We start from the raw sequence: 21,939 nt of genomic DNA, 5'->3' as shown, positions 1-21,939 counted from the left end.
GTGTTTCGCATTTCGTTGTTTGTTTAGACATAAATGTCTAGAAAATCACTAATTATGGTAAGCGTAAATCTCAGTGAATTACTTGTTATCAATTACGTTATCTAGTTTTCAAAGAACAACTTCTTGGTGGAGCCTAGCGGGATCGAACCGCTGACCTCCTGCGTGCAAGGCAGGCGCTCTCCCAGCTGAGCTAAGGCCCCATATGAATTTAAGAGATGGTGGGCCTAAATGGACTCGAACCATCGACCTCACGCTTATCAGGCGTGCGCTCTAACCAGCTGAGCTATAGGCCCATCTCACAAGTGTGAATAAAAGAATATTTTTGACGTACAAAAAAGTACGCGCAAATGATTCCTCGCTTACTACTAAAGTAAACTCGCTATTCACTTAGAGGGAACAAAGTTCTCTCAAAACTAAACAAAAACCAAAAGCGTCCTCATATCTTCCTTAGAAAGGAGGTGATCCAGCCGCACCTTCCGATACGGCTACCTTGTTACGACTTCACCCCAATCATCTACCCCACCTTAGGCGGCTGGCTCCTTGCGGTTACCCCACCGACTTCGGGTGTTGCAAACTCTCGTGGTGTGACGGGCGGTGTGTACAAGGCCCGGGAACGTATTCACCGCGGCATGCTGATCCGCGATTACTAGCGATTCCAGCTTCATGCAGGCGAGTTGCAGCCTGCAATCCGAACTGAGAATGGTTTTATGGGATTGGCTAAACCTCGCGGTCTCGCAGCCCTTTGTACCATCCATTGTAGCACGTGTGTAGCCCAGGTCATAAGGGGCATGATGATTTGACGTCATCCCCACCTTCCTCCGGTTTGTCACCGGCAGTCACCTTAGAGTGCCCAACTGAATGCTGGCAACTAAGATCAAGGGTTGCGCTCGTTGCGGGACTTAACCCAACATCTCACGACACGAGCTGACGACAACCATGCACCACCTGTCACTTTGTCCCCCGAAGGGGAACCTTCTATCTCTAGAAGTGGCAAAGGATGTCAAGACCTGGTAAGGTTCTTCGCGTTGCTTCGAATTAAACCACATGCTCCACCGCTTGTGCGGGCCCCCGTCAATTCCTTTGAGTTTCAGTCTTGCGACCGTACTCCCCAGGCGGAGTGCTTAATGCGTTAGCTGCAGCACTAAAGGGCGGAAACCCTCTAACACTTAGCACTCATCGTTTACGGCGTGGACTACCAGGGTATCTAATCCTGTTCGCTCCCCACGCTTTCGCGCCTCAGCGTCAGTTACAGACCAGAGAGTCGCCTTCGCCACTGGTGTTCCTCCACATCTCTACGCATTTCACCGCTACACGTGGAATTCCACTCTCCTCTTCTGCACTCAAGTTTCCCAGTTTCCAATGACCCTCCCCGGTTGAGCCGGGGGCTTTCACATCAGACTTAAGAAACCGCCTGCGCGCGCTTTACGCCCAATAATTCCGGACAACGCTTGCCACCTACGTATTACCGCGGCTGCTGGCACGTAGTTAGCCGTGGCTTTCTGGTTAGGTACCGTCAAGGTGCGAGCAGTTACTCTCGCACTTGTTCTTCCCTAACAACAGAGTTTTACGATCCGAAAACCTTCATCACTCACGCGGCGTTGCTCCGTCAGACTTTCGTCCATTGCGGAAGATTCCCTACTGCTGCCTCCCGTAGGAGTCTGGGCCGTGTCTCAGTCCCAGTGTGGCCGATCACCCTCTCAGGTCGGCTACGCATCGTTGCCTTGGTGAGCCATTACCTCACCAACTAGCTAATGCGCCGCGGGCCCATCTGTAAGTGACAGCCGAAACCGTCTTTCCAACTTGAACCATGCGGTTCAAGATACTATCCGGTATTAGCTCCGGTTTCCCGGAGTTATCCCAGTCTTACAGGCAGGTTGCCCACGTGTTACTCACCCGTCCGCCGCTGACCTCCGAAGAGGTCCGCTCGACTTGCATGTATTAGGCACGCCGCCAGCGTTCGTCCTGAGCCAGGATCAAACTCTCCGAAGAAAATTTGTGACTCAATTTGTTGCTGACTTCAAAAAATTAAAACGTTTGGTACGCTTTTGGTTTTGTTTAGTTTTCAAAGAACTTATTGTGTCGCATTCTCTCGAAGCGACCCCTTTAATATACCATTTATCTCTCTGTTCCGTCAACAACTTTTTTGAAAAGTTTTATTTAACGTCATCAGCGACGTCTATTAATATACCACCCGCTACAAAACGTGTCAACAAAAAAATTAGAACAAGCGAAACAAGCCGCCTGTTCTAAGATAAGATAACCATTTTTATAATAATTAATGCAGCAACACCCGGCAAACCAAGCAATCCAGAAATACCCGCAGTCGTCAGATTAATGGGGATGTGCAGGCCTATGCTTGTACCAAATGCATTAATGAAAAATAAAAATAATGCACCTATTACAACTTTCACAAGCACTTGGCCAGCCCAGCGCATTGACTTGAGCGGGGCGCCTGCAACAAGCAGCAGGATTATGATTCCTCCGAGAATGGAAAAAACGTAGACGGGTTCCATTCCACCACTCACTTTCATCATTACTTTCTAAATATCTATGAAAGCCTGGTGAAAATAGAACAAGCTATTTTCTGCCGATCGTAATATTTCTCTTTTTTGCTTCTCTTAATAAGAAGAAATATTTTGATTGAGCCACTTTTAATTCATACAGTATTTCAGGAGACGGCTCCACACTTTTATCAACAAGCTGTTTTTGCCGATTCCATTCATCTTTCATAAAAAGGAGGTCATCAACCAGCAGCTGATCATATTCTTTTCTAAGCCAGCCTTTTCTGCGAAAAAACAAAGATACTTCCCCTCTCCGGCATCCCGATATTAAAGCTCCCGTCTTCCTTCCAGAGCTTTTGATAAAGTTACTTCATCCGCATATTCCAGATCTCCGCCTACAGGAAGCCCATGTGCTATTCGCGTCATTTTGATCCCTGTCGGCTTTAAAAGTCTGGAGATATACATCGCGGTTGCTTCACCTTCAATGTTAGGATTGGTAGCGAGTATGATTTCCTGCACTGTGTCGTCTTGAAGCCTTTTCAGCAGTTCAGGAATCTTGATATCCTCAGGTCCGATACCATCCATCGGTGAGATTGCTCCTTGAAGCACATGATACAGCCCTGAATACTCTTTCATTTTTTCCATTGCGATAACGTCTTTTGGGTCCTGAACGACACAAATGACGGTTTTATCTCTTCTTTGGTCTTCACATATATAGCAGGGATCCTGATCTGTAATATGACCGCATACAGAACAGTACGTAAGATTTCTTTTGGCATTGACCAAGGCCTTTGCAAAATCCAGCACAACGTCTTCTTTCATATTCAGTACAAAAAAAGCCAGACGAACGGCCGTCTTCGGGCCAATTCCTGGCAGTTTCATAAAGCTGTCAATCAGCTTTGATATCGGTTCAGGATAATGCATTCCATTCCTCCTAGAACATGCCTGGCAAGTTCATGCCTTTTGTAAATTTACCCATTGTATCGTTTGTGAGCTCATCCATTTTCTTCAGAGCGTCATTTGTAGCAGCAAGAACTAAATCTTGAAGCATATCGATATCTTCCGGATCTACAACTTCCTCTTTAATGTTTACATCAACCACTTCTTTATTTCCATTAATTGTAACAACAACCATACCGCCGCCAGCTGTTCCTTCGATTGTTTTTTCAGCCAGTTCTTCTTGTGCTTTGGCCATGTCTTTCTGCATTTTCTGCATTTGTTTCATCATTTTTTGCATGTTGCCCATTCCGCCACGGTTCATAATAAATCTCCTCCAATATTAATCTTTTATTTCAATGAGATCTGTACCCACTAGTTTTTTTGCTTCAGCTATGAGCGGATCTTCGTCTTCTTCAGGGGAATCGCCGTCATCATTCTGACGCTGATCACGTATGTAATCTTCTCTTATTTTACCCCATTCTTGTTCTGGAACGCCAACCATTTCCATGTTTCGTCCCGTTAATTCTAAAAGAATGGCTTCCATATTGCTGCGAACCTGATTGTTGTTGTCCGCTACCATTTTACAATGGATTTCATATTTAAACTTTAACACAAAAGCAGTTTCTGATGCAGCTACCGGTTCACTGTCTGTCAGAAGCGCTGCATGAGATACTTTGTTTTGCCTGCGCAGATAATCAAGCAGCTCTCCCCAGCGGCTCTTTATGGCTGCCAGGTTTTGTTTCGTTGCGTCTTTCAGGATTTCCTGAATCCGGCCTGCAGGCACCTTGTACCCGCTTCGGACGGCTTTTGGCGCCTTTTGTTCATTTTGCGGCGCTTGCTGTCCGCTGATTGTGACTCCCTGTTTTTTCAGGAGTTCTAATTCATTTGCAAGTTTCTTCACTGTCGCTTCAAGCTCAGCATGGTTTTCACTTTGGCCAGATTGAACAGCTTTTGCCTCATGCTCGGATAGCTTTACAATTGCCACCTCAAGGAATATACGGGGGTGATTTGTCCATTTCATTTCCTGCTGGCTTTTGTTCAGGACATCTATAGCATGGTAGATTGTATCGGGAGGCATCTGTTTAGATAATTCCACAAACAGTTCATCAACTGTAACCCGCTCTAATACTTCCTCAAGCTGCGGCGCCGTTTGATACAGCAGCAGATCTCTGTAATAGTAGATAAAGTCTTCTACAAGTTTCGATGCATCCTTTCCCTGATTCATCAGCTCATCTAAAGCCTGCAGAGCTACAGATACGTCTTTATTGAACATAGCATGGATTAATTCACCTATCATCGCCTGTGAGACTGATCCCGTTATCAGCAGTGCATCGTCTAATGTCACAGTTTCATCACTGAAGGAAATAGCCTGATCGAGCAAACTCAGGGCATCACGCATACCGCCGTCCGCTGCACTTGCAATGACCTGAAGCGCAGCAGTATCTGCTTCTATCTCCTGATCTTCAATGATTTCCTGCATTCTCCCGACAATAGCTGCCGCTGTTATTCGTTTAAAATCGAATCTCTGGCACCTGGAGATAATCGTCAGCGGTATTTTGTGAGGTTCTGTAGTGGCTAATATAAAGATGACATGCTTAGGCGGTTCTTCAAGCGTTTTTAACAAGGCATTGAACGCTCCTATGGAGAGCATGTGCACTTCATCAACGATATAAACTTTATAGCTCACCGAAGACGGCGCATATTTTACTTTATCACGTATATCCCGTATTTCATCTACTCCATTATTTGAAGCAGCATCTATTTCAATCACATCGGAAATGGAACCATCTGTGATGCCAAGGCAAGCAGAACATTCATTGCACGGTTCTGCAACCGGAGCTTTTTCACAATTGACTGTTTTCGCAAAAATCTTGGCAGCACTAGTTTTTCCAGTTCCTCTTGGTCCGGAAAAAAGATAGGCATGCGAGAATTTTTCTTGCAGCAGGGCATTTTGAAGCGTTCTTGTAATATGTTCTTGACCTACGACATCATGAAATTGCTGCGGCCGCCAAACACGGTATAAAGCTTGGTAACTCACATAACGCCCTCCTTCAAATTCATCCCTTCTATTATACCTTAAGGAATTAGTATTTTACAAAGGAGACAAGGACTAATTTCAGACAGCCTTTTTTGCAAAGATCAAAAGCGCAGGCATCCTGGTCTGATTCGTTCTGAACGGGGATCTAAGTGCAGGATCTGGACGAGGATACCTTTATTTTACCCCCGCAGCCTTTTGAATTTTATAAATTCCTAAACAAATAAAAAACCCACCCTGCAAGAGGATGGGTTTGTTCATTATAAATTAAACTGCCGTGCACCTTCCGTCGATTAGTGTCCATAAGCGTTACTTAAGCAGTTAGCTCGGCCCAGGCAACCCTGCGGCACATGAGAGGTTCCACTTAATGCTGCTTCCTTCCGGACCTGACATGGTTCATGGATTCCCATTGCGCAGGACCCAGACGTCAACACCACTTACTTAAGGCAGGCCCTACAGACAGCTAACCTCGGGAAAGGGATTCGGCCTCGCTAGAGCGGATTGCGAGTACAGGGCACCGCTACCTCCCCGCTTAGCACGGCAAAATTGATACCTAGTTAAGGTGCGCCGTTTAGTACGACGCATAACCTAGTATATAAGCTTTTCGAAAAAAATGCAATATCCAACTACTGTAAATTTTTTGAAGAAGCTTTTTCTGCTTTCTTTTGCTTTCTAAGATCCCTGAAAAAATCGCTGAGCATTAACCCGCATTCTTCCTCAAGGATTCCTTTAGCTACTTCAACCTGGTGGTTAAATCTTTTTTCATCCAGAAGATTCATCAGTGTTCCTGCACATCCGCCTTTCGGATCTGCAGCCCCGTAAACCACTCTTTTCACTCTTGAAAGCACTATTGCCCCTGCACACATCGGACAGGGCTCAAGGGTTACGTAAAGCGTCGCATCCTCAAGTCTCCAAGTACCCATTGAGGCGCACGCCTGATCAATCGCAATCATTTCTGCATGGGCAATTGACCTTTGCTCACTTTCTCTTAGATTGTATCCGGATCCAACTACTTCATCGTTATGTACGATGACCGCACCTATTGGAACTTCGCCGATTGCCTTTGCTTTCAGAGCTTCTTTTATTGCAAGTTCCATATATAACGTGTCCTTATCCATAATGTACTCCTTATAGATTATTTCATTATGACACAAGCTAATCTTTATAAAGGAGAGATGACGCCTTGGATAAAAAAGATAACTGTGCCCTGCTCATTATTGATATGATTAATAATTTTAAATTTAAGCATGGTGAAGTTTTGGCTGATGAGGCTAAACAAGTTTCTGAGAACATTTTCTCATTAAAAAAGAAAATGCAGAAGAAAAAACGTCCCATCATTTATATAAATGATCATTATAAATTATGGCAGGCTGATTTTCAAAAGATTTCTGAAAAATGCACAAATGAACTGAGCAGGCCAATCATTGAACAGCTCTATCCTGATGATACGGATTTTTTCTTAATCAAACCCATGCATTCTGCCTTTTATGGAACTGCCTTAAACATGCTTCTGGACAATCTTGAAGTGCAGCATCTAATTTTGACGGGAATAGCCGGAAACATCTGTGTTCTTTTTTCCGCTAATGATGCCTATATGCGGGGATATAAACTCTCCGTTCCATCTGACTGCATTGCTTCAAATGATAAACATGACAATGAATACGCTCTTCGCATGATGAAAAATGTCCTTCAGGCAGATATAGGCGATTCCCGCCAAATAAAAATATAACATGCTCCCGCTTGTTCCTTCATAAGATGTAACAGAGAGATTATGACGAATGAGTGAGGGGAATCAATATGCAGATACATATTGTCCGAGAAGGACAAACTTTATACGGGATAGCCCAAGCTTACAGTACAACCGCTGAAGAGATCATCCGGACAAATGAAATTCCCAATCCAGGCCAGCTTGTTATCGGCCAGACAATCGTCATTCCGATAAAAGGGCGATTTTATTGGGTGCAGCCTGGAGATACATTGTGGTCTATCAGCAGAAGATACGGTTCAACTCCAAAGGAATTATCTGAAGTAAATCAAATCTCGATTAATAGCCCGCTGCAAATTGGGTTCAGACTTTATATTCCCGACCGTCCAAAACAAAAAGCAGAATTCAACGCTTATATTGAACCTTCCGGAAATCAGGTAAGTCCTAATCTGGTGGAAAGTGCACGGGAAGCAGCGCCTTATTTAACTTACCTAGGTCCGTTCAGCTTCCGCATTCAAAAGGATGGCACTCTAGATGAGCCGCTCTTAAATGACTTTCCTAATATCGCCAAAAACAATAGAGTCACATTAATGATGATAGTGACGAATTTAGATGATGAAGGCTTCAGTGACGAAATCGGCCGAATCATCTTAACAAATCAGGATGTTCAGAACAAACTTCTGAATAACATTGTTGAAACCGCAAAAAAATATGGATTCCGCGATATCCATTTTGATATGGAGTATTTAAGGCCGGTCGACAGAGAAGCCTATAATCGTTTCTTAAGAAAAGCAAAAGCCCGTTTTAAAAAAGAAGGCTGGCTCATTTCTACAGCTCTGGCCCCTAAAACAAGCGCAGATCAAAAAGGGAAATGGTACGAGGCGCATGATTATAAAGCACATGGCGAAATTGTCGATTTTGTAGTGGTGATGACTTACGAGTGGGGCTATAGCGGCGGACCGCCAATGGCAGTATCCCCGATTGGACCGGTTAGGGAGGTCCTCGAGTACACCCTGTCAGAAATACCGGCAAATAAAGTCATGATGGGGCAGAATTTATACGGATACGACTGGACCCTGCCGTTTAAGCCCGGAGGAGAATTTGCAAAAGCCATCAGCCCGCAGCAGGCAATCCGCTTAGCAAGTGAGTACAATGTCTCCATTCAATATGATATGAAAGCCCAAGCTCCACACTTCAATTACCGCGATAAGGAAGGGAGAGAACATGAAGTCTGGTTTGAGGATGCCCGTTCCATTCAGGCCAAATTTGATTTAATGAAAGAATTAAAGCTGAGAGGCATGAGCTATTGGAAGCTCGGGCTCTCTTTCCCGCAAAACTGGTTATTGATTGCCGACAACTTTGATGTAGTAAAAACGCCAACATAAAAAGCAGCCCTATCAGGCTGCTTTTCTTATTTTTCGGTCCAAGTATACATATAATTGGCATCTTCAATTTCTTTGGCCTTTTTCACAATTCGGAGCGGACGAAACGTATCAATCATTACCGCGAGTTCAAGCGTCTCTTTTTTCCCGATGCTCGCTTCCGTTTTTCCAGGATGAGGACCATGCGGAATTCCGCTTGGATGAAGGGTGATGGATCCTTTTTTGATTCCTTTTCGGCTCATAAAATTTCCTTCTACATAGTAAAGAAGCTCATCACTGTTTACATTGCTGTGATAATACGGCGCCGGAATCGACTCGGGATGATAATCGTACATTCTAGGCACGAATGAGCAGACAACAAAATTGTGGCCTTCAAATGTTTGATGAACAGGCGGCGGCTGATGAATCCTTCCTGTTATCGGTTCAAAATCCTCGATATTAAAAGCCCATGGATACAAGTAGCCGTCCCATCCCGCTACATCGAAGGGATGGTGGTTAAAGGTATGCTTATGCATATATCCCCTGGATTTTGTCAAAACCTCAAACTCGCCTCGGGATTCTACTGTCAGAAGCTGTTCAGGACCCCGGAAATCTCTTTCACAGAACGGGCTATGCTCTAAAAGCTGGCCGTATTCATTTCGGTATCGTTTAGGTGTAGTGATCTGGCTGAACGATTCTATGAAAAGGATTTTTGTTTCGGCTTTTGGCACGACACGATAGATTGTGCCTATCGGTATGTTGATGTAATCTCCTGGCCGGTATGTGATGACACCGAACATCGTCTCAATCTTTCCATTGCCAAAATGAATAAAGAGCAATTCATCTCCATCACCGTTTCTGTAATAGGACTCCATCGTTTTTTTCACAAGAACCACGCCTATTAAGAGATCATCATTTCCCAGGATATACTCTCTAGCCTCAATAGCATCCCCTTCAGTTTGCAGAGCATCCGTAAAGAAATGCCTGTGTCTCAAGGAATCCATCTGTTCATATTCAGGGAGATAGGAATGAAGAAGCTCTGACTTTGCTACCTCTGTAGGCATGTAGTGATGATACAGAATGGATTGTGTACCTGAAAACCCCTTCGTTCCCATAACCTGCTCCCGGTATAGGCTTCCGTCTTCTTTTTTAAACATCGTATGTCTCTTATGCGGAATTTTGCCTAACGTGCGATAATACATTCTCTCACCTGCTTTTGGCTGCAATTTTATTTTTCAATAAGCCCAGACCTTCAATCGTTAATTCGACCTCATCTCCCGGCCTTAAATAACGATGCACCTCTTCCCCTAGCTCTAAAATACATCCGGTTCCGACTGTTCCTGAGCCAATCACTTCTCCCGGATATAAGGTGACACCTGAAGAAGCCCTTTCAATCATCTCCGAAAAAGGATAATAAATATCTTTTAAATTCCCTTTCGATATCACTTTTCCATTAACAGCCGCTGTCATCTTTAAATCATACCGATCTCCTGTCTTATATGGATGAAGCTCTTCTTTTGAAACGAGGTATGGTCCAAGCGATGTTGCGAAATCCTTTCCTTTTGCCGGCCCAAGACCAACTTTCATTTCTTCTCTTTGAAGATCACGCGCACTCCAGTCATTCATGATGCAGTACCCAAAAATGTACTCTTCTGCTTCACTTGCAGGGATGTCACGCCCCTCCTTCCCTATAACACAGGCAATCTCAAGTTCATAATCAAGAGCCTGACAGCCTGGAGGAACTTCAATCTTTTCCTCCGGACCTTTCACAGCCAGGTGATTTGTAAAATAAAACACAGGAAATTGATACCATTCTGAAATGACATCAAGCCCTCTTTTCTGTCGGGCGGTTTTCACATGCTCCTCAAATGCATAAAAATCGCGAATGCTTACCGGCCTTGGAAGAGGTGAGGACAGTCTCACCTCTGAAAGCCGATAAACTCCCATATCCCCCTCTTCAAACAGGTTCATTTCATGAATATATGAGAGGTATCGTTCATGCTCTGTTAAAAATTCTTGAATGGATCCAGGCAAGAACCCCCGGCTTACAGCGTTCATATCAATCACCAGATCATGCCCTTGAAGCCATCCCGCAGCCTGCCTGCTGGACGGGGTTTGAAATGTCACAAACTTCATAATGATTTCACCTTCTTATGATCTCAAACGTATCAGTCATCGGTTTTGTATACATGTGCCCGGCAAGACGTCCGATCGGCTTTAGTTGTTCAGAGTCAATTTTCCCTTCATAGAAAAGAGCATCATCAACATGGATGTGCTTTACCTTGCCGATGACAAGACTGCCTGATCCCGCTTTCTCTCCAAAATGCAAGACATCATGCAGCTCGCATTCCAGGTGAACCAGGCTTTCTTTCACACGAGGCGGGACAACTGACTTGCTTTTCTCCTTCGTCAGCCCGCTTTGAACAAATTCATCCACCTCCGGATCAAAATCGCCTGCACAGCGATTCATTTGTTCCGCTATTTGTTCACTCACAATGTTGATGACAAATTCCTTCGTTTTTTCAATGTTGAGGAGAGTATCCTTTTTAGATCCATCCGTCCCTTTTCTCATAGGAGAGAAACAAATCATCATCGGTTCAGCAGAGATTGCGGTAAAAAAGCTGAAAGGAGCCAAGTTTACCGCTCCTTTTTCATCAATAGTCGATACGAAGGCGATTGGCCTTGGCAGGATCGAGCCAATCATTAATTTATAAGCGTCTTTCCAGTGAAGCGACTCTGGCTTTACATCCATCTTTATCACCTTGCTTTCAGGATTAAGTCCTTATAAATTACCTCGTCGCTCCTGCTCCCGTTCGATTGATTCAAAAAGCGCTTTAAAGTTTCCGTCACCGAAGCCTTTCGCTCCTTTTCTCTGAATCACTTCTATAAAGACTGTGGGACGATCGACAATCGGCTTGGTGAATATCTGCAGCAAATACCCTTCATCGTCACGGTCCACCAGAATGTTAAGTTCTTTCAGCTTATCAATCTCTTCATCAATATCTCCGACACGTTCACTTAGTGTTTCATAATAAGTCTCAGGGGTATTCAGAAATTCCACGCCATTTTTCTTTAAAATTGCAACTGTAGAGACGATATCCTCTGTTAAAATAGCAAGATGCTGCACGCCTGGACCATTGAAGAACTCCAGGTATTCCTGAATTTGCGATTTGCGTTTTCCTTCTGCCGGCTCATTAATAGGAAATTTAATCCGGCCTCCATTATGCATAACCTTCGACATAAGAGATGAATATTCTGTACTGATATCCGAATCTGTAAAATGTCGCATTTCTTTAAAACCCATCACTTTCTCATAATAGGAAACCCATTCCTGCATACTCTCTACATTTCCTACAACATGGTCAACGCCGATGATTCCTGCTTCTGTATAAGGAATCTTCATTTCGGCCGCTTCAAAACCCGGCATAAATGCGCCCTTGTATTCTTTTCTCTCTATTAGAGAATGAATGGTGTCTCCGTATGTACCGATTACGGCTTTTTTTACCGCACCATGTTCATCCTTCAGTTCAAATGGCGGAGTAATGGCAATGGCTCCTCTGAAAACAGCTTCATTGTAAGCCTTTTCAACATTATCCACGACTAAAGCGATATCTCTTACCCCGTCCCCGTGCTTCTTGACGAATTCAGCTACACGTGAGGTGTCATTTAAAGAACCTGTAATAACCAAGCGTACCTTCTGCTGCTGAAGCACATAGGATACGGTTTCCCTGTTCCCTGTCTCAAGTCCTGAATAGGCGACAATTTTAAAACCGAAGGCAGTACAAAAATAGTGAGCTGACTGCTTGGCATTGCCTGAATACATTTCCAGATAGTCAACATCTTTAACCGGGAAAAAATCTTCAACCTGACTGTCCTTCGCTGCTGTTTCCTCACGCATATAAATCCCTCCATTTTATGAATATTATTACTATTCAGAATCCATCATACGGAAAAAGAAGAGATGGAATCAAGAGTGCTGAGTAAAGCTAGAACGCTTTTCTGCAATGATGTAACCTTAGATCACGCTCTGGTGCATCCGCATAAAACTCTCGCTGCTATGAGAGGATAATTGGAAACTTTTCTTTTTCGTTAAAACCTTACTCTTTTCATATTGCCACTGTGATACAATAAAATTTGTCTGTTTTGATAGATTTTTTTGCGTAGGAGGACCCGTGATGAATGGTGTACCGTTTATTACCGTGGAAGGACCGATTGGTGTTGGGAAAACTTCGCTTGCAAGAGCGATAGCAGAACACTATCAATTTCATTTGCTTAAAGAGATCGTTGATGAGAATCCGTTTCTCGGCAAATTTTATGAAAACATTGAAGAGTGGAGTTTTCAAACAGAGATGTTCTTCCTGTGTAATCGATATAAACAGCTTGAAGATATTGCTCAGTTATTTTTGAAAAAGAGTCAGCCTGTTGTGGCAGATTATCATATTTATAAAAATCTTATTTTCGCAAAGCGCACTCTTAAAAAAGAACAATACGATAAATACCTTGATATTTATTCGATTTTAACAAGCGACATGCCAAAGCCAAACTTGATCATTTACTTGAATGCAAGTCTTGATACCTTGCTTAACCGCATTGATATGCGCGGGAGAGAGATCGAAAAAAATATCGATCCCGGCTATTTAAAGCAGTTATCGGAGGACTACGAAGTGGCCATGTCACAGTGGGAAAAAGAGCACCCCTCCATCCCAGTTCTGAGATTCAGCGGAGATGAGCTTGATTTTGTACAAAACGAAAGAGATTTAACCTATATATTTAAACGCCTGGATGAATCTTTACATGAAGGAGTTACTAAAAAATGAATTTGAGAGAGAAATACAGCATTCCTCACAACGCCGTCATTACCATTGCAGGAACGGTCGGTGTCGGAAAATCGACAATGACAAATGCACTTGCAAATGCATTGAATTTCCGCACCTCATTTGAAAAAGTAGATACAAACCCCTATCTTGATAAATTTTACGCAGATTTTGAAAGATGGAGCTTTCATCTGCAAATCTACTTCCTTGCTGAAAGATTTAAAGAGCAAAAGCGGATTTTTGAATACGGCGGAGGTTTTATTCAGGATCGGTCAATCTATGAAGATACTGGGATTTTTGCCAAAATGCATTATGAAAAAGGCACGATGACAGAAGTGGATTATGAAACATACACGAATTTATTCGATGCGATGGTCATGACACCTTACTTCCCTCATCCTGACCTTTTGATTTACTTAGAAGGCAGCCTTGAGGATATTTTATCCCGCATCAAAGAACGAGGCCGTCCGATGGAGCAGCAGACACCAATTGCTTATTGGGAAGAGATGCACCGCCGCTATGAAGATTGGATTAATAATTTTAATGCATGTCCTGTCTTGCGCCTCAACATTAACGATTATGACATTATGGCAAACAAAGGTTCTATTGAACCAATTGTTGAGCGCGTAGCCCATTTTATAGAGCAGACAAGATTACTTAAAAAATAACCGGTTTAATCGGTTATTTTTTTTGTATCCAGCAAAAAAAGATATACAAAAAACCTGCAGCAGAATCTGCCGCAGGTTTTATCAATCTCCAATCTTTATGCGCTAAACATTGGATTTTATATGTAAAATGGAGGAGGTAGAGGGATTCGAACCCCCGCGGGGTTTGACCCCCCTGTCGGTTTTCAAGACCGATCCCTTCAGCCAGACTTGGGTATACCTCCGTACTGACAAGAATTAATATAGCATATCTAAAATATGCTTGTCAACAATTCTAAAAAACTTTTTTGAAAAAATTTAAGAAGGGGACAAAACGGATTTTGGCCCCTTCTTAAAAGCTTATTATTATCGTGAAATGACTTCTCTATTCCCCATATATGGACGCAAGACTTCAGGAATAACGACTGTTCCATCTTCCTGCTGATAATTCTCAAGAATCGCGGCAACAGTTCTGCCAATCGCAAGACCAGATCCATTCAATGTATGAACAAATTCAGGTTTACCTTTTGGTTCACGTCTGAAACGGATTCCTGCGCGGCGCGCCTGGAAAGCCTCAAAGTTACTGCAAGAAGATATTTCTCGGTACGTTTCCTGGCTCGGTATCCATACTTCAATGTCATATTTCTTTGCTGCAGTGAATCCAAGGTCAGCTGTACACATTCTAAGCACACGATAAGGAAGACCCAGCAGCTGAAGAACTTTCTCTGCATGTCCTGTCAGTTTTTCAAGCTCATCATAAGAATCTTCCGGCTTAACAAATTTCACAAGCTCTACTTTATTAAATTGATGCTGGCGGATTAATCCTCTAGTATCTCTTCCTGCAGAACCAGCCTCAGAACGGAAGCAAGAGCTGTATGCTGCATAGTTGACCGGAAGCTGATCAATAGAGAGGATCTCTTCACGGTGCATGTTGGTTACTGGCACTTCAGCTGTAGGAATTAAAAAGTAATCTTCACCCGCAATTTTAAATGCATCTTCTTCGAATTTAGGCAGCTGGCCTGTTCCTGTCATGCTGTCACGGTTTACGATATACGGAGGCAGCACTTCTGTATAACCGTGCTCATCGATATGCAAATCAAGCATAAAACTGATAAGAGCACGCTCGAGACGGGCACCTAAACCGCGGTAGAAAACAAATCGGCTGCCGGTTACTTTACCTGCACGTTCAAAATCTAAAATCCCAAGGTGATCGGCAACATCCCAGTGAGGCTTTGGTTCATATGCAAATGCAGGAACTTCTCCCCATTCGCGGTGAAGAATATTGTCATCTTCCGTCTCGCCTACCGGCACACTTTCATGGGGAATATTTGGAATAGACAGCATTAACGTTTCAAGCTCTGCCTCAACCTTGCGAAGCTCATCGTCCATTTCTTTCACACGGTCCCCAACTTCACGCATTTCTTTTATTAAATGATCAGCATCCTGTTTTTCACGTTTTAACACAGCAATTTGACCTGAAACTTCGTTTCGCTTGCTTTTAAATACTTCTACTTTTGAAATCAGTTCACGGCGTTTTTGATCCAGTTCCTCAAACTTGCTGAAGTCGCCTAAATCCTCTCCGCGATGAGACAGTTTCTCTTTTACTTCTTCAAAGTTAGCGCGCAAATATTTAATATCCAGCATGACAAAACTCCTTTTATGTTTTTTTGCAAATAAAAAAACTTCCGTCCCCTGGTAAAGGGACGGAAGTTTATCCGCGTTGCCACCCTAATTGAAGGCAAATAAAACGCCTTCCTCTTAAGCAGGATAACGGCCTGTACCGGACATGTATACTCTCCGAGGATTTCAACATCTCATTCAAGGATGGATTCACAAGGCTCTAACACCGATTTACACCAGCCACCGGCTCTCTAAGAAAGAAACACTTGCTACTATTTCCTGTCATCATGTTTCGCATGTTCAATTAAGTAATTCATAATTTACTACAAGTTTGGGACGGTTGCAAGGGTTTTATACACTTAACTTTGCTTTTGTGTTTTCCACCATACGTACAAACAGCCCAGTCATCCGGTGATCATCCGTTAATTCAGGATGAAACGAGCAGCCCAGGAACTGTCCTTGACGCGCTGCAACAATTCTCCCGTTATGCTTAGACAAAATCTCCACATCTTCTCCAACTTCCACAATATGAGGAGCCCTGATAAACACACCAACGAAATCTTCAGCAACATCTGTAATGTTCAATTCTGCTTCAAAGCTTTCGCGCTGACGCCCAAATGAATTTCTTTCAACCGTAACATCCATTAGGCCAAGATGTCCTTCACTGTATCCAACAATGTTCTTAGCAAGAAGAATTAAGCCGGCACAGGTTCCAAACATCGGTTTTCCCTGTTCAGCGAAAGTTTTCAGCGGATTCATGAAGTCATATTTATCAATCAGGCGGCGCATTGTCGTGCTTTCTCCGCCTGGCATAATAAGTCCATCCAGTTCATCCAGCTGCTCAGGACGTTTCACAACGACTCCTTCTGCACCGCTAGCCTCTATTGATCGAATGTGCTCTCTTACAGCACCTTGAAGGCCTAATACACCAATTTTAAGCATTGTATTCTACTCCTTTATGATTACCAGCCGCGCTCTTGCATTCTGTTCTCAGGAAGCAATGTTGAGATCTCAATGCCTTTCATTGCTGTTCCAAGTCCCTTTGAAAGACTTGCAATCAGCTCATAGTCCTGATAGTGAGTTGTTGCTTCAACAATCGCTCGAGCAAATTTTGCCGGGTTTTCAGACTTGAAGATACCTGAACCTACGAATACTCCGTCTGCGCCTAATTGCATCATTAGAGCAGCATCAGCAGGAGTTGCTACGCCGCCTGCTGCGAAGTTTACAACCGGAAGGCGTCCCTCATGCTTGATTTGAAGAAGAAGCTCATAAGGCGCGCCTAACAGCTTCGCTTCTGTCATCAGTTCATCCGTGCTCATTCCAATGATTCTGCGCACTTGGCCATTTACTTTACGCATGTGGCGAACAGCCTCAACGATATTTCCTGTACCAGGCTCGCCTTTTGTACGGAGCATAGAAGCGCCCTCTGCAATACGTCTAGTAGCTTCGCCTAAATCACGGCATCCGCAAACAAATGGAACTGTATAATCACGTTTATTTAAGTGGTACTCCTCATCAGCCGGAGTCAGCACTTCACTTTCATCAATGTAATCGACACCCATCGCTTCTAAAATGCGGGCTTCAACAATGTGGCCAATACGTGCTTTTGCCATAACTGGAACCGTTACAGCCTTCATCACTTCTTCAACAATTGTAGGATCTGCCATACGGGCAACTCCGCCAGCTGCACGAATGTCAGCAGGAACGCGCTCAAGTGCCATAACAGCAACTGCTCCAGCTTCCTCAGCGATCTTTGCTTGCTCTGCATTGACTACGTCCATAATGACGCCGCCTTTTTGCATTTCTGCCATTCCGCGTTTTACACGATCTGTACCTGTGTTATTCATTCTATATCCCCCTTGTAATATGTAAAATTTCATTTTGCACATATAGCTTATTCTATCCTAAGTTATAAAAAAATCCTATCAAAATTAAAGAGATAATTAAAACAATTCAATCAAAGAAAAGCGGAGCCATCTATCAATTCTAAATATATCCATTTATGTAAAAAAGACTTACTCATCTCGAGTAAGTCTTTTTTCAATTAAAACCAGCCTGTGACAGTGTCTGTCACTGTTCCCCAAAGACTTCCGAAGAATCCGCCGATGCCTCTCATGGATAATACAAACCAATTGGCTTTTTCAACACCGCTTTTTGTTATGATATCAACATTGGCGTCGCTTTTTTCTTCTAAGAAGCCCAGGTCTTGGCCTTTTCCTGTGTACTTAACTGTCATATAGCCGATTTTCTCGCCTTTTTTGACAGGGGCTTGTACTTCATTGTCTGCATTGACCTTCTTTTGATCAAAAACGTAGCTTGGCTCATATGATTCTTTTTCACCATTTTTAACAACAAGATTAAGCGGTTCTTTTGTTGCTACTGCTACTTCTTTTTCTTTCCCTTTCACAACAGAGAGGTCAGATTTATTTTTGATTTGATAGTTTTCAGGATAGATTTCTTCCATCTTGAAATTGTTATATGCATAATCAATCATTTTTTTCGTTTCTTTAAAACGAGGAGTGTGCAGGCTGCCGTCATCACTTGCTGCGTTTAATACTACAGTTATAACCCTCATGCCATTTCGTTCAGCAGTTGCTGTAAAAGAAGAACCTGCTGATTTAGTAGAACCTGTTTTTAAACCATCTACACCTTCGGTTTCAAATAGCAGGCCTTCAAGCATCCAGTTCCAGTTATCCATCTTGATTGCATCTTCTGTGCCTTCTCTGAATACTTTTCTCGGAGTACTTGCTGTGTCCAAAACTTCCGGGTAGTCGTTAATTAATTTTTGAGAAAGCAGCGCCATATCCCGCGCTGACATTTTATTTTCAGCATCTGCTGTCGTTCCATCCGGATGCATTCCTGCAAGATCTCCATTTTCTAAACCTGTGGAGTTCACAAATTCGAAGTTTTTAAGACCAAGATCTTTTGCCTTTTCATTCATTAATTTTACGAAATTAGACTCAGATCCTGAAACGATTTCTGCTAATGCAATAGCTGCTCCGTTTGCAGAATAAATGCTCATCGCTTCATAAAGCTCTTTTACATTGTATGTACCGTCTTTTCGTAATGGAACGTTGGAAAGTCCGCGGTTTTGGGAAATTTTATATACATACTCACTTGGAGTGTAAGTTTGATCCCATTTGATTTTTCCTTTATCGACTGCTTCAAGAACCAAGTATTCTGTCATAATTTTAGCCATACTTGCAATCGGCAGCAGATCGTCTGCATTTTTCCCGTATAAAATTTTACCTGTAGACGCTTCTACTAAAATTGCACCTTTTGCATTGACTCCAACTGCATCATTTTCTGCCGCAGATGTCTGTGATGCCGGCAAAACAACTGTTATCGCCAGAACAGCAGCAAACAGAACGGACAGCAGACGCTTTAACTTCATGTTGCTCAAATTCATAACCTCCACCGTTTTTCATCTATTTTTATATTCAATTATTGACATGAGTTACAAACAACAAAATCGATTTTATCACACTATGGTCAAAAAAAATAGACAGAGTCTGAGACTCTGTCCTAAAGATTGAACATTGTATTACATTTCAGGTAAATCGACCTAGAAACGCTTATGAAAGCGAATAGTTCGGTGATTCTTTTGTAATTTGAACATCATGTGGATGGCTTTCGCGAAGACCTGCACCCGTCATGCGGACAAACTGTGAATTCTCGCGCAGCTCTTCCAAGTTTGCAGTTCCGCAATATCCCATACCGGAACGGATACCGCCAACCAGCTGATAGATCGTATCTGAAAGAGGTCCTTTATAAGGAGTTCTTCCTTCAATGCCTTCAGGAACAAATTTTTTGTTATCTTCCTGGAAGTAACGGTCTTTGCTTCCTTTTTCCATTGCGCCGACAGAACCCATACCGCGGTAGACTTTAAAGCGTCTTCCCTGGTAAATTTCCGTTTCGCCAGGGCTTTCAGAAGTACCAGCCAGGAGACTGCCCAGCATAACTGCGTGACCGCCTGATGCTAATGCCTTTACGATATCGCCTGAATATTTAATTCCGCCATCTGCGATAATAGTAATGCCAAGCTTGCGTGCTTCAGTCGCACAATCATAAACAGCTGTGATTTGAGGCACCCCTACACCTGCAACAACACGGGTTGTACAAATAGAACCAGGTCCGATGCCTACCTTTACAACGTTCGCTCCAGCTTCTGCAAGTTCTCTTGTAGCATCTGCTGTTGCAACATTTCCTGCAATAATATTCAGATCAGGATATTCATTTCTAATGGTTCTTACCATTTCGATAACGCCTTTTGAATGGCCATGGGCTGTATCCAGCACGATTGCATCAACGTTGGCTTCAACCAGTTTTTTCACGCGAAGCATCGTGTCTGAAGTAACACCTACTGCAGCACCGACAAGCAAACGTCCATGCTCGTCTTTTGCTGAATTCGGAAACTCGATTACTTTTTCAATATCTTTAATTGTAATTAATCCTTTTAAAACACCATTGTCATCAACCAGTGGAAGCTTTTCAATTTTATGCTTTTGCAAAATGCTTTCTGCTTCTTTAAGAGTTGTTCCGACGTCTGCCGTTACTAAGTTTTCTTTTGTCATAACATCAGAGATCTTGATGGAGAAGTCTTGAATAAATCTCATGTCGCGATTCGTGATAATGCCTACGAGTTTCTGTTCATCCACATTGTTTACAACAGGAACACCGGAAATGCGGTATTTTCCCATCAAATGCTCTGCATCAAAAACTTGATGGTCTGGAGTTAAAAAGAATGGATTAGTAATAACGCCTCTTTCAGAACGTTTTACCTTATCAACCTGCTCTGCCTGCTGTTCAATCGACATATTCTTATGAATAATGCCCATTCCGCCTTGTCTTGCCATTGCAATTGCAAGCTGCGCTTCAGTTACAGTATCCATACCAGCACTAATGATTGGGACATTCAGCTTTAATGTTGGTGTTAAGTTCACACTTAAATTTACGTCTCTTGGAAGAACCTCCGACTTAGCCGGTACAAGCAATACATCATCAAACGTTAAGCCTTCTTTTAAAAATTTACTTTCCCACATCATTAAATCCCCCTCTTAACGGCAAAATATTATTAGTAGATTAACAACTAGCCAACCTACTGTCAAGAACAGGCAAAAGAGTTTAAAAATTGCGAAAAAAGAAAGGGGAGCTGCAGGATGATGAAAACAAGCGTCTGGAACCAGTTAAAATCATATCAATCAACGGAAACGGTCCAAAAGTTTCTGGAAAAAAGTTATAAAAAAAATCAGCAAACAGCACCTGCAGAATTATCCTATCAAAACAGCTATCCTTTCGTTTACCATCTGAAGCATGCCGAAAACTTTTATCTTTCATCAGCATGCGCCGCCCTTCCTGTACAGCCAATGCTCCTGTTTTACGGAATGTCTCAGCTTATGAAAGCCTGCATTCTTACAGCAGATCCAGAATACCCGGCCACTTCCTCCGTCCTTGCACATGGCGTATCAACAAGAAAGCGAAAAAAACAGCATTATCGCTTTTTGCAGGATGAAGTAAAGATCCAAAGAAATGGTTTATTTGCTCACACAGCATCCCATTTATTTAAGCTGGAACATGTAGAAAATGATAAATACACCATGCATGAACTTTTAAAAAGAATCCCAGAAATAAGTGATTTATTTACTAGGCATAAACAGAAAAATGTTCATTTTAGAACCAAATATGAAAACAAGCAGCTGCATATTCCAGTTGAAGCGGCAGCCTCTTATCACATGACACCGGAAAGGCTGCTTGAATATTTCGATTATCATTTTCAGCTTAGCAGAGGAAATCATTCCGAAAACATAATTACTTGCTATCCGCCTGATCACTTCAGCGCTTTTTACAGTCTTCCATTTCTGTACAATGGGCAAACAGGCGAATACACCTTGCCTGCATCAATGAATGATCTTGCCGGATTGCCTGAATTCATGGCTCATTACTTATTGTTGTACAACTTAAGCATGATCTCAAGATATGAAACCGAGTGGTGGTACGAACTAATGCTAAGCCATTCACAGGATGATTATGTATTCATTGTTCGTTTTCTTGAAGTGACAAAAGAAAAAATACCTCAGTTTGCACTGATGTTTTTGAATGAATTATGGGAAAAGGGATAGTCCAGCGCATTATTGGATAACAAAATCAGGCTAATAAGTATTGGATAAAAAAAATCCATAATGAATAGTTGAACGGGTTATCGGGATCGTAACAGCCCTCCATCAAATAGGGAAACCACTTTTTTCATTTACGAGCGCTTAGCGTTATTTTATGTTCGCTATGCAACAACTTCCAATGGATGTAAATTCTTCAAAAAAATC

General features: G+C 42.7%; 20 protein-coding genes, 3 tRNA genes, 1 rRNA gene, 1 other RNA gene and 1 other annotated feature. Of the genes, 5 read left to right on the top strand and 20 right to left on the bottom strand.

Annotation, left to right across the window (positions count from 1 at the left end; genetic code table 11):
- Positions 1 to 124: 124 nt before the first annotated feature.
- The 10 genes from K8L98_RS00200 to tadA all read right to left on the bottom strand — a co-directional run bounded on the left by K8L98_RS00200 (position 125) and on the right by tadA (position 6,593).
- Positions 125 to 200 (bottom strand) — tRNA-Ala (locus tag K8L98_RS00200).
- A gap of 16 nt (positions 201 to 216) precedes the next feature.
- Positions 217 to 293 (bottom strand) — tRNA-Ile (locus K8L98_RS00195).
- Between the two features lie 158 nt (positions 294 to 451).
- Positions 452 to 1,989 (bottom strand): 16S ribosomal RNA (locus K8L98_RS00190).
- Positions 1,990 to 2,246: 257 nt separating this feature from the next.
- Positions 2,247 to 2,513 (bottom strand): pro-sigmaK processing inhibitor BofA family protein, encoded by a 267-nt coding sequence (locus K8L98_RS00185; RefSeq protein ID WP_223438863.1) that lies wholly within the window; start codon positions 2,511 to 2,513, stop codon positions 2,247 to 2,249.
- A 64-nt stretch (positions 2,514 to 2,577) separates the two neighbouring features.
- Entirely contained in the window at positions 2,578 to 2,799 is a 222-nt protein-coding gene (locus tag K8L98_RS00180) for a YaaL family protein (RefSeq protein WP_223438862.1), read from the bottom strand.
- 29 nt (positions 2,800 to 2,828) lie between these two features.
- On the bottom strand, positions 2,829 to 3,425 hold the full coding sequence (gene recR / locus K8L98_RS00175; RefSeq protein WP_070875719.1) for a recombination mediator RecR: 597 nt from the start codon (positions 3,423 to 3,425) through the stop codon (positions 2,829 to 2,831).
- Positions 3,426 to 3,435: 10 nt separating this feature from the next.
- The gene (locus tag K8L98_RS00170; RefSeq protein ID WP_223438861.1) at positions 3,436 to 3,762 is read right to left on the bottom strand and encodes a YbaB/EbfC family nucleoid-associated protein; all 327 of its coding nucleotides are present in this window, start codon (positions 3,760 to 3,762) and stop codon (positions 3,436 to 3,438) included.
- 18 nt (positions 3,763 to 3,780) lie between these two features.
- On the bottom strand, positions 3,781 to 5,478 hold the full coding sequence (dnaX, locus tag K8L98_RS00165; protein ID WP_223438860.1) for a DNA polymerase III subunit gamma/tau: 1,698 nt from the start codon (positions 5,476 to 5,478) through the stop codon (positions 3,781 to 3,783).
- 272 nt (positions 5,479 to 5,750) lie between these two features.
- An RNA gene (gene ffs / locus K8L98_RS00160) (signal recognition particle sRNA large type) lies at positions 5,751 to 6,016 on the bottom strand.
- Between the two features lie 85 nt (positions 6,017 to 6,101).
- Positions 6,102 to 6,593, bottom strand: coding sequence for a tRNA adenosine(34) deaminase TadA (gene tadA / locus K8L98_RS00155; RefSeq protein WP_223438859.1), 492 nt, complete (start codon positions 6,591 to 6,593; stop codon positions 6,102 to 6,104).
- A gap of 65 nt (positions 6,594 to 6,658) precedes the next feature.
- On the opposite strand from tadA, the gene K8L98_RS00150 reads away from it, so the two are divergent.
- Together K8L98_RS00150 and K8L98_RS00145 are read left to right on the top strand one after the other, a co-directional pair.
- Complete coding sequence (locus K8L98_RS00150) at positions 6,659 to 7,204, top strand: cysteine hydrolase family protein (protein ID WP_223438858.1); 546 nt, start codon at positions 6,659 to 6,661, stop codon at positions 7,202 to 7,204.
- Between the two features lie 68 nt (positions 7,205 to 7,272).
- Positions 7,273 to 8,565 carry a glycoside hydrolase family 18 protein gene (locus K8L98_RS00145; protein ID WP_223438857.1) on the top strand — a complete coding sequence of 431 codons (1,293 nt, stop codon included), beginning with the start codon at positions 7,273 to 7,275 and terminating at the stop codon, positions 8,563 to 8,565.
- Between the two features lie 26 nt (positions 8,566 to 8,591).
- On the opposite strand, the gene K8L98_RS00140 is transcribed toward K8L98_RS00145, so the two are convergent.
- Genes K8L98_RS00140 through hppD form a run of 4 tightly spaced genes read right to left on the bottom strand, consistent with a single transcriptional unit; the run spans position 8,592 to position 12,439 of the window.
- Positions 8,592 to 9,743, bottom strand: a complete 1,152-nt coding sequence (locus K8L98_RS00140) for a homogentisate 1,2-dioxygenase (protein ID WP_223438856.1) — start codon at positions 9,741 to 9,743, stop codon at positions 8,592 to 8,594.
- Between the two features lie 4 nt (positions 9,744 to 9,747).
- Positions 9,748 to 10,677 carry a fumarylacetoacetate hydrolase family protein gene (locus tag K8L98_RS00135; RefSeq protein ID WP_223438855.1) on the bottom strand — a complete coding sequence of 310 codons (930 nt, stop codon included), beginning with the start codon at positions 10,675 to 10,677 and terminating at the stop codon, positions 9,748 to 9,750.
- Positions 10,678 to 10,684: 7 nt separating this feature from the next.
- Positions 10,685 to 11,293: a flavin reductase family protein gene (locus tag K8L98_RS00130; RefSeq protein WP_223438854.1), complete on the bottom strand. Its 609-nt coding sequence runs from the start codon at positions 11,291 to 11,293 to the stop codon at positions 10,685 to 10,687.
- 30 nt (positions 11,294 to 11,323) lie between these two features.
- Complete coding sequence (gene hppD / locus K8L98_RS00125) at positions 11,324 to 12,439, bottom strand: 4-hydroxyphenylpyruvate dioxygenase (RefSeq protein ID WP_223438853.1); 1,116 nt, start codon at positions 12,437 to 12,439, stop codon at positions 11,324 to 11,326.
- Between the two features lie 277 nt (positions 12,440 to 12,716).
- On the opposite strand from hppD, the gene K8L98_RS00120 reads away from it, so the two are divergent.
- Positions 12,717 to 13,358 (top strand): deoxynucleoside kinase, encoded by a 642-nt coding sequence (locus tag K8L98_RS00120; protein ID WP_223438852.1) that lies wholly within the window; start codon positions 12,717 to 12,719, stop codon positions 13,356 to 13,358.
- Positions 13,355 to 14,023, top strand: coding sequence for a deoxynucleoside kinase (locus K8L98_RS00115; protein WP_223438851.1), 669 nt, complete (start codon positions 13,355 to 13,357; stop codon positions 14,021 to 14,023). Before K8L98_RS00120 ends, K8L98_RS00115 begins: the two co-directional genes overlap by 4 nt.
- 128 nt (positions 14,024 to 14,151) lie before the next feature.
- Here the strand turns inward: K8L98_RS00115 and K8L98_RS00110 are convergent.
- The 6 genes from K8L98_RS00110 to guaB all read right to left on the bottom strand — a co-directional run bounded on the left by K8L98_RS00110 (position 14,152) and on the right by guaB (position 20,661).
- Positions 14,152 to 14,244: transfer RNA gene (locus K8L98_RS00110), tRNA-Ser, on the bottom strand.
- 121 nt (positions 14,245 to 14,365) lie between these two features.
- Complete coding sequence (gene serS, locus K8L98_RS00105; protein ID WP_223438850.1) at positions 14,366 to 15,643, bottom strand: serine--tRNA ligase; 1,278 nt, start codon at positions 15,641 to 15,643, stop codon at positions 14,366 to 14,368.
- 52 nt (positions 15,644 to 15,695) lie between these two features.
- Positions 15,696 to 15,914: a binding site (T-box leader), on the bottom strand.
- A 56-nt stretch (positions 15,915 to 15,970) separates the two neighbouring features.
- Positions 15,971 to 16,561: a pyridoxal 5'-phosphate synthase glutaminase subunit PdxT gene (gene pdxT, locus K8L98_RS00100; RefSeq protein WP_223438849.1), complete on the bottom strand. Its 591-nt coding sequence runs from the start codon at positions 16,559 to 16,561 to the stop codon at positions 15,971 to 15,973.
- 20 nt (positions 16,562 to 16,581) lie between these two features.
- Positions 16,582 to 17,466, bottom strand: coding sequence for a pyridoxal 5'-phosphate synthase lyase subunit PdxS (pdxS, locus tag K8L98_RS00095; protein WP_223438848.1), 885 nt, complete (start codon positions 17,464 to 17,466; stop codon positions 16,582 to 16,584).
- A gap of 197 nt (positions 17,467 to 17,663) precedes the next feature.
- A complete protein-coding gene (locus K8L98_RS00090) occupies positions 17,664 to 19,022 on the bottom strand; it encodes a D-alanyl-D-alanine carboxypeptidase family protein (RefSeq protein WP_420828809.1) in 1,359 nt (452 codons plus the stop codon).
- A 172-nt stretch (positions 19,023 to 19,194) separates the two neighbouring features.
- Positions 19,195 to 20,661: an IMP dehydrogenase gene (gene guaB / locus K8L98_RS00085; RefSeq protein WP_223438846.1), complete on the bottom strand. Its 1,467-nt coding sequence runs from the start codon at positions 20,659 to 20,661 to the stop codon at positions 19,195 to 19,197.
- A gap of 117 nt (positions 20,662 to 20,778) precedes the next feature.
- Between guaB and K8L98_RS00080 the strand changes: the two genes are divergently transcribed.
- Entirely contained in the window at positions 20,779 to 21,738 is a 960-nt protein-coding gene (locus tag K8L98_RS00080) for a YaaC family protein (RefSeq protein WP_223438845.1), read from the top strand.
- Positions 21,739 to 21,939 lie beyond the last annotated feature (201 nt).

Origin of the sequence: Metabacillus dongyingensis (assembly GCF_019933155.2) — a bacterium.
GTDB lineage: Bacteria > Bacillota > Bacilli > Bacillales > Bacillaceae > Bacillus_P > Bacillus_P dongyingensis.
The sequence above is the reverse complement of the archived record's forward strand: the minus strand, read 5'-3'. Positions and strand labels throughout refer to the sequence as shown.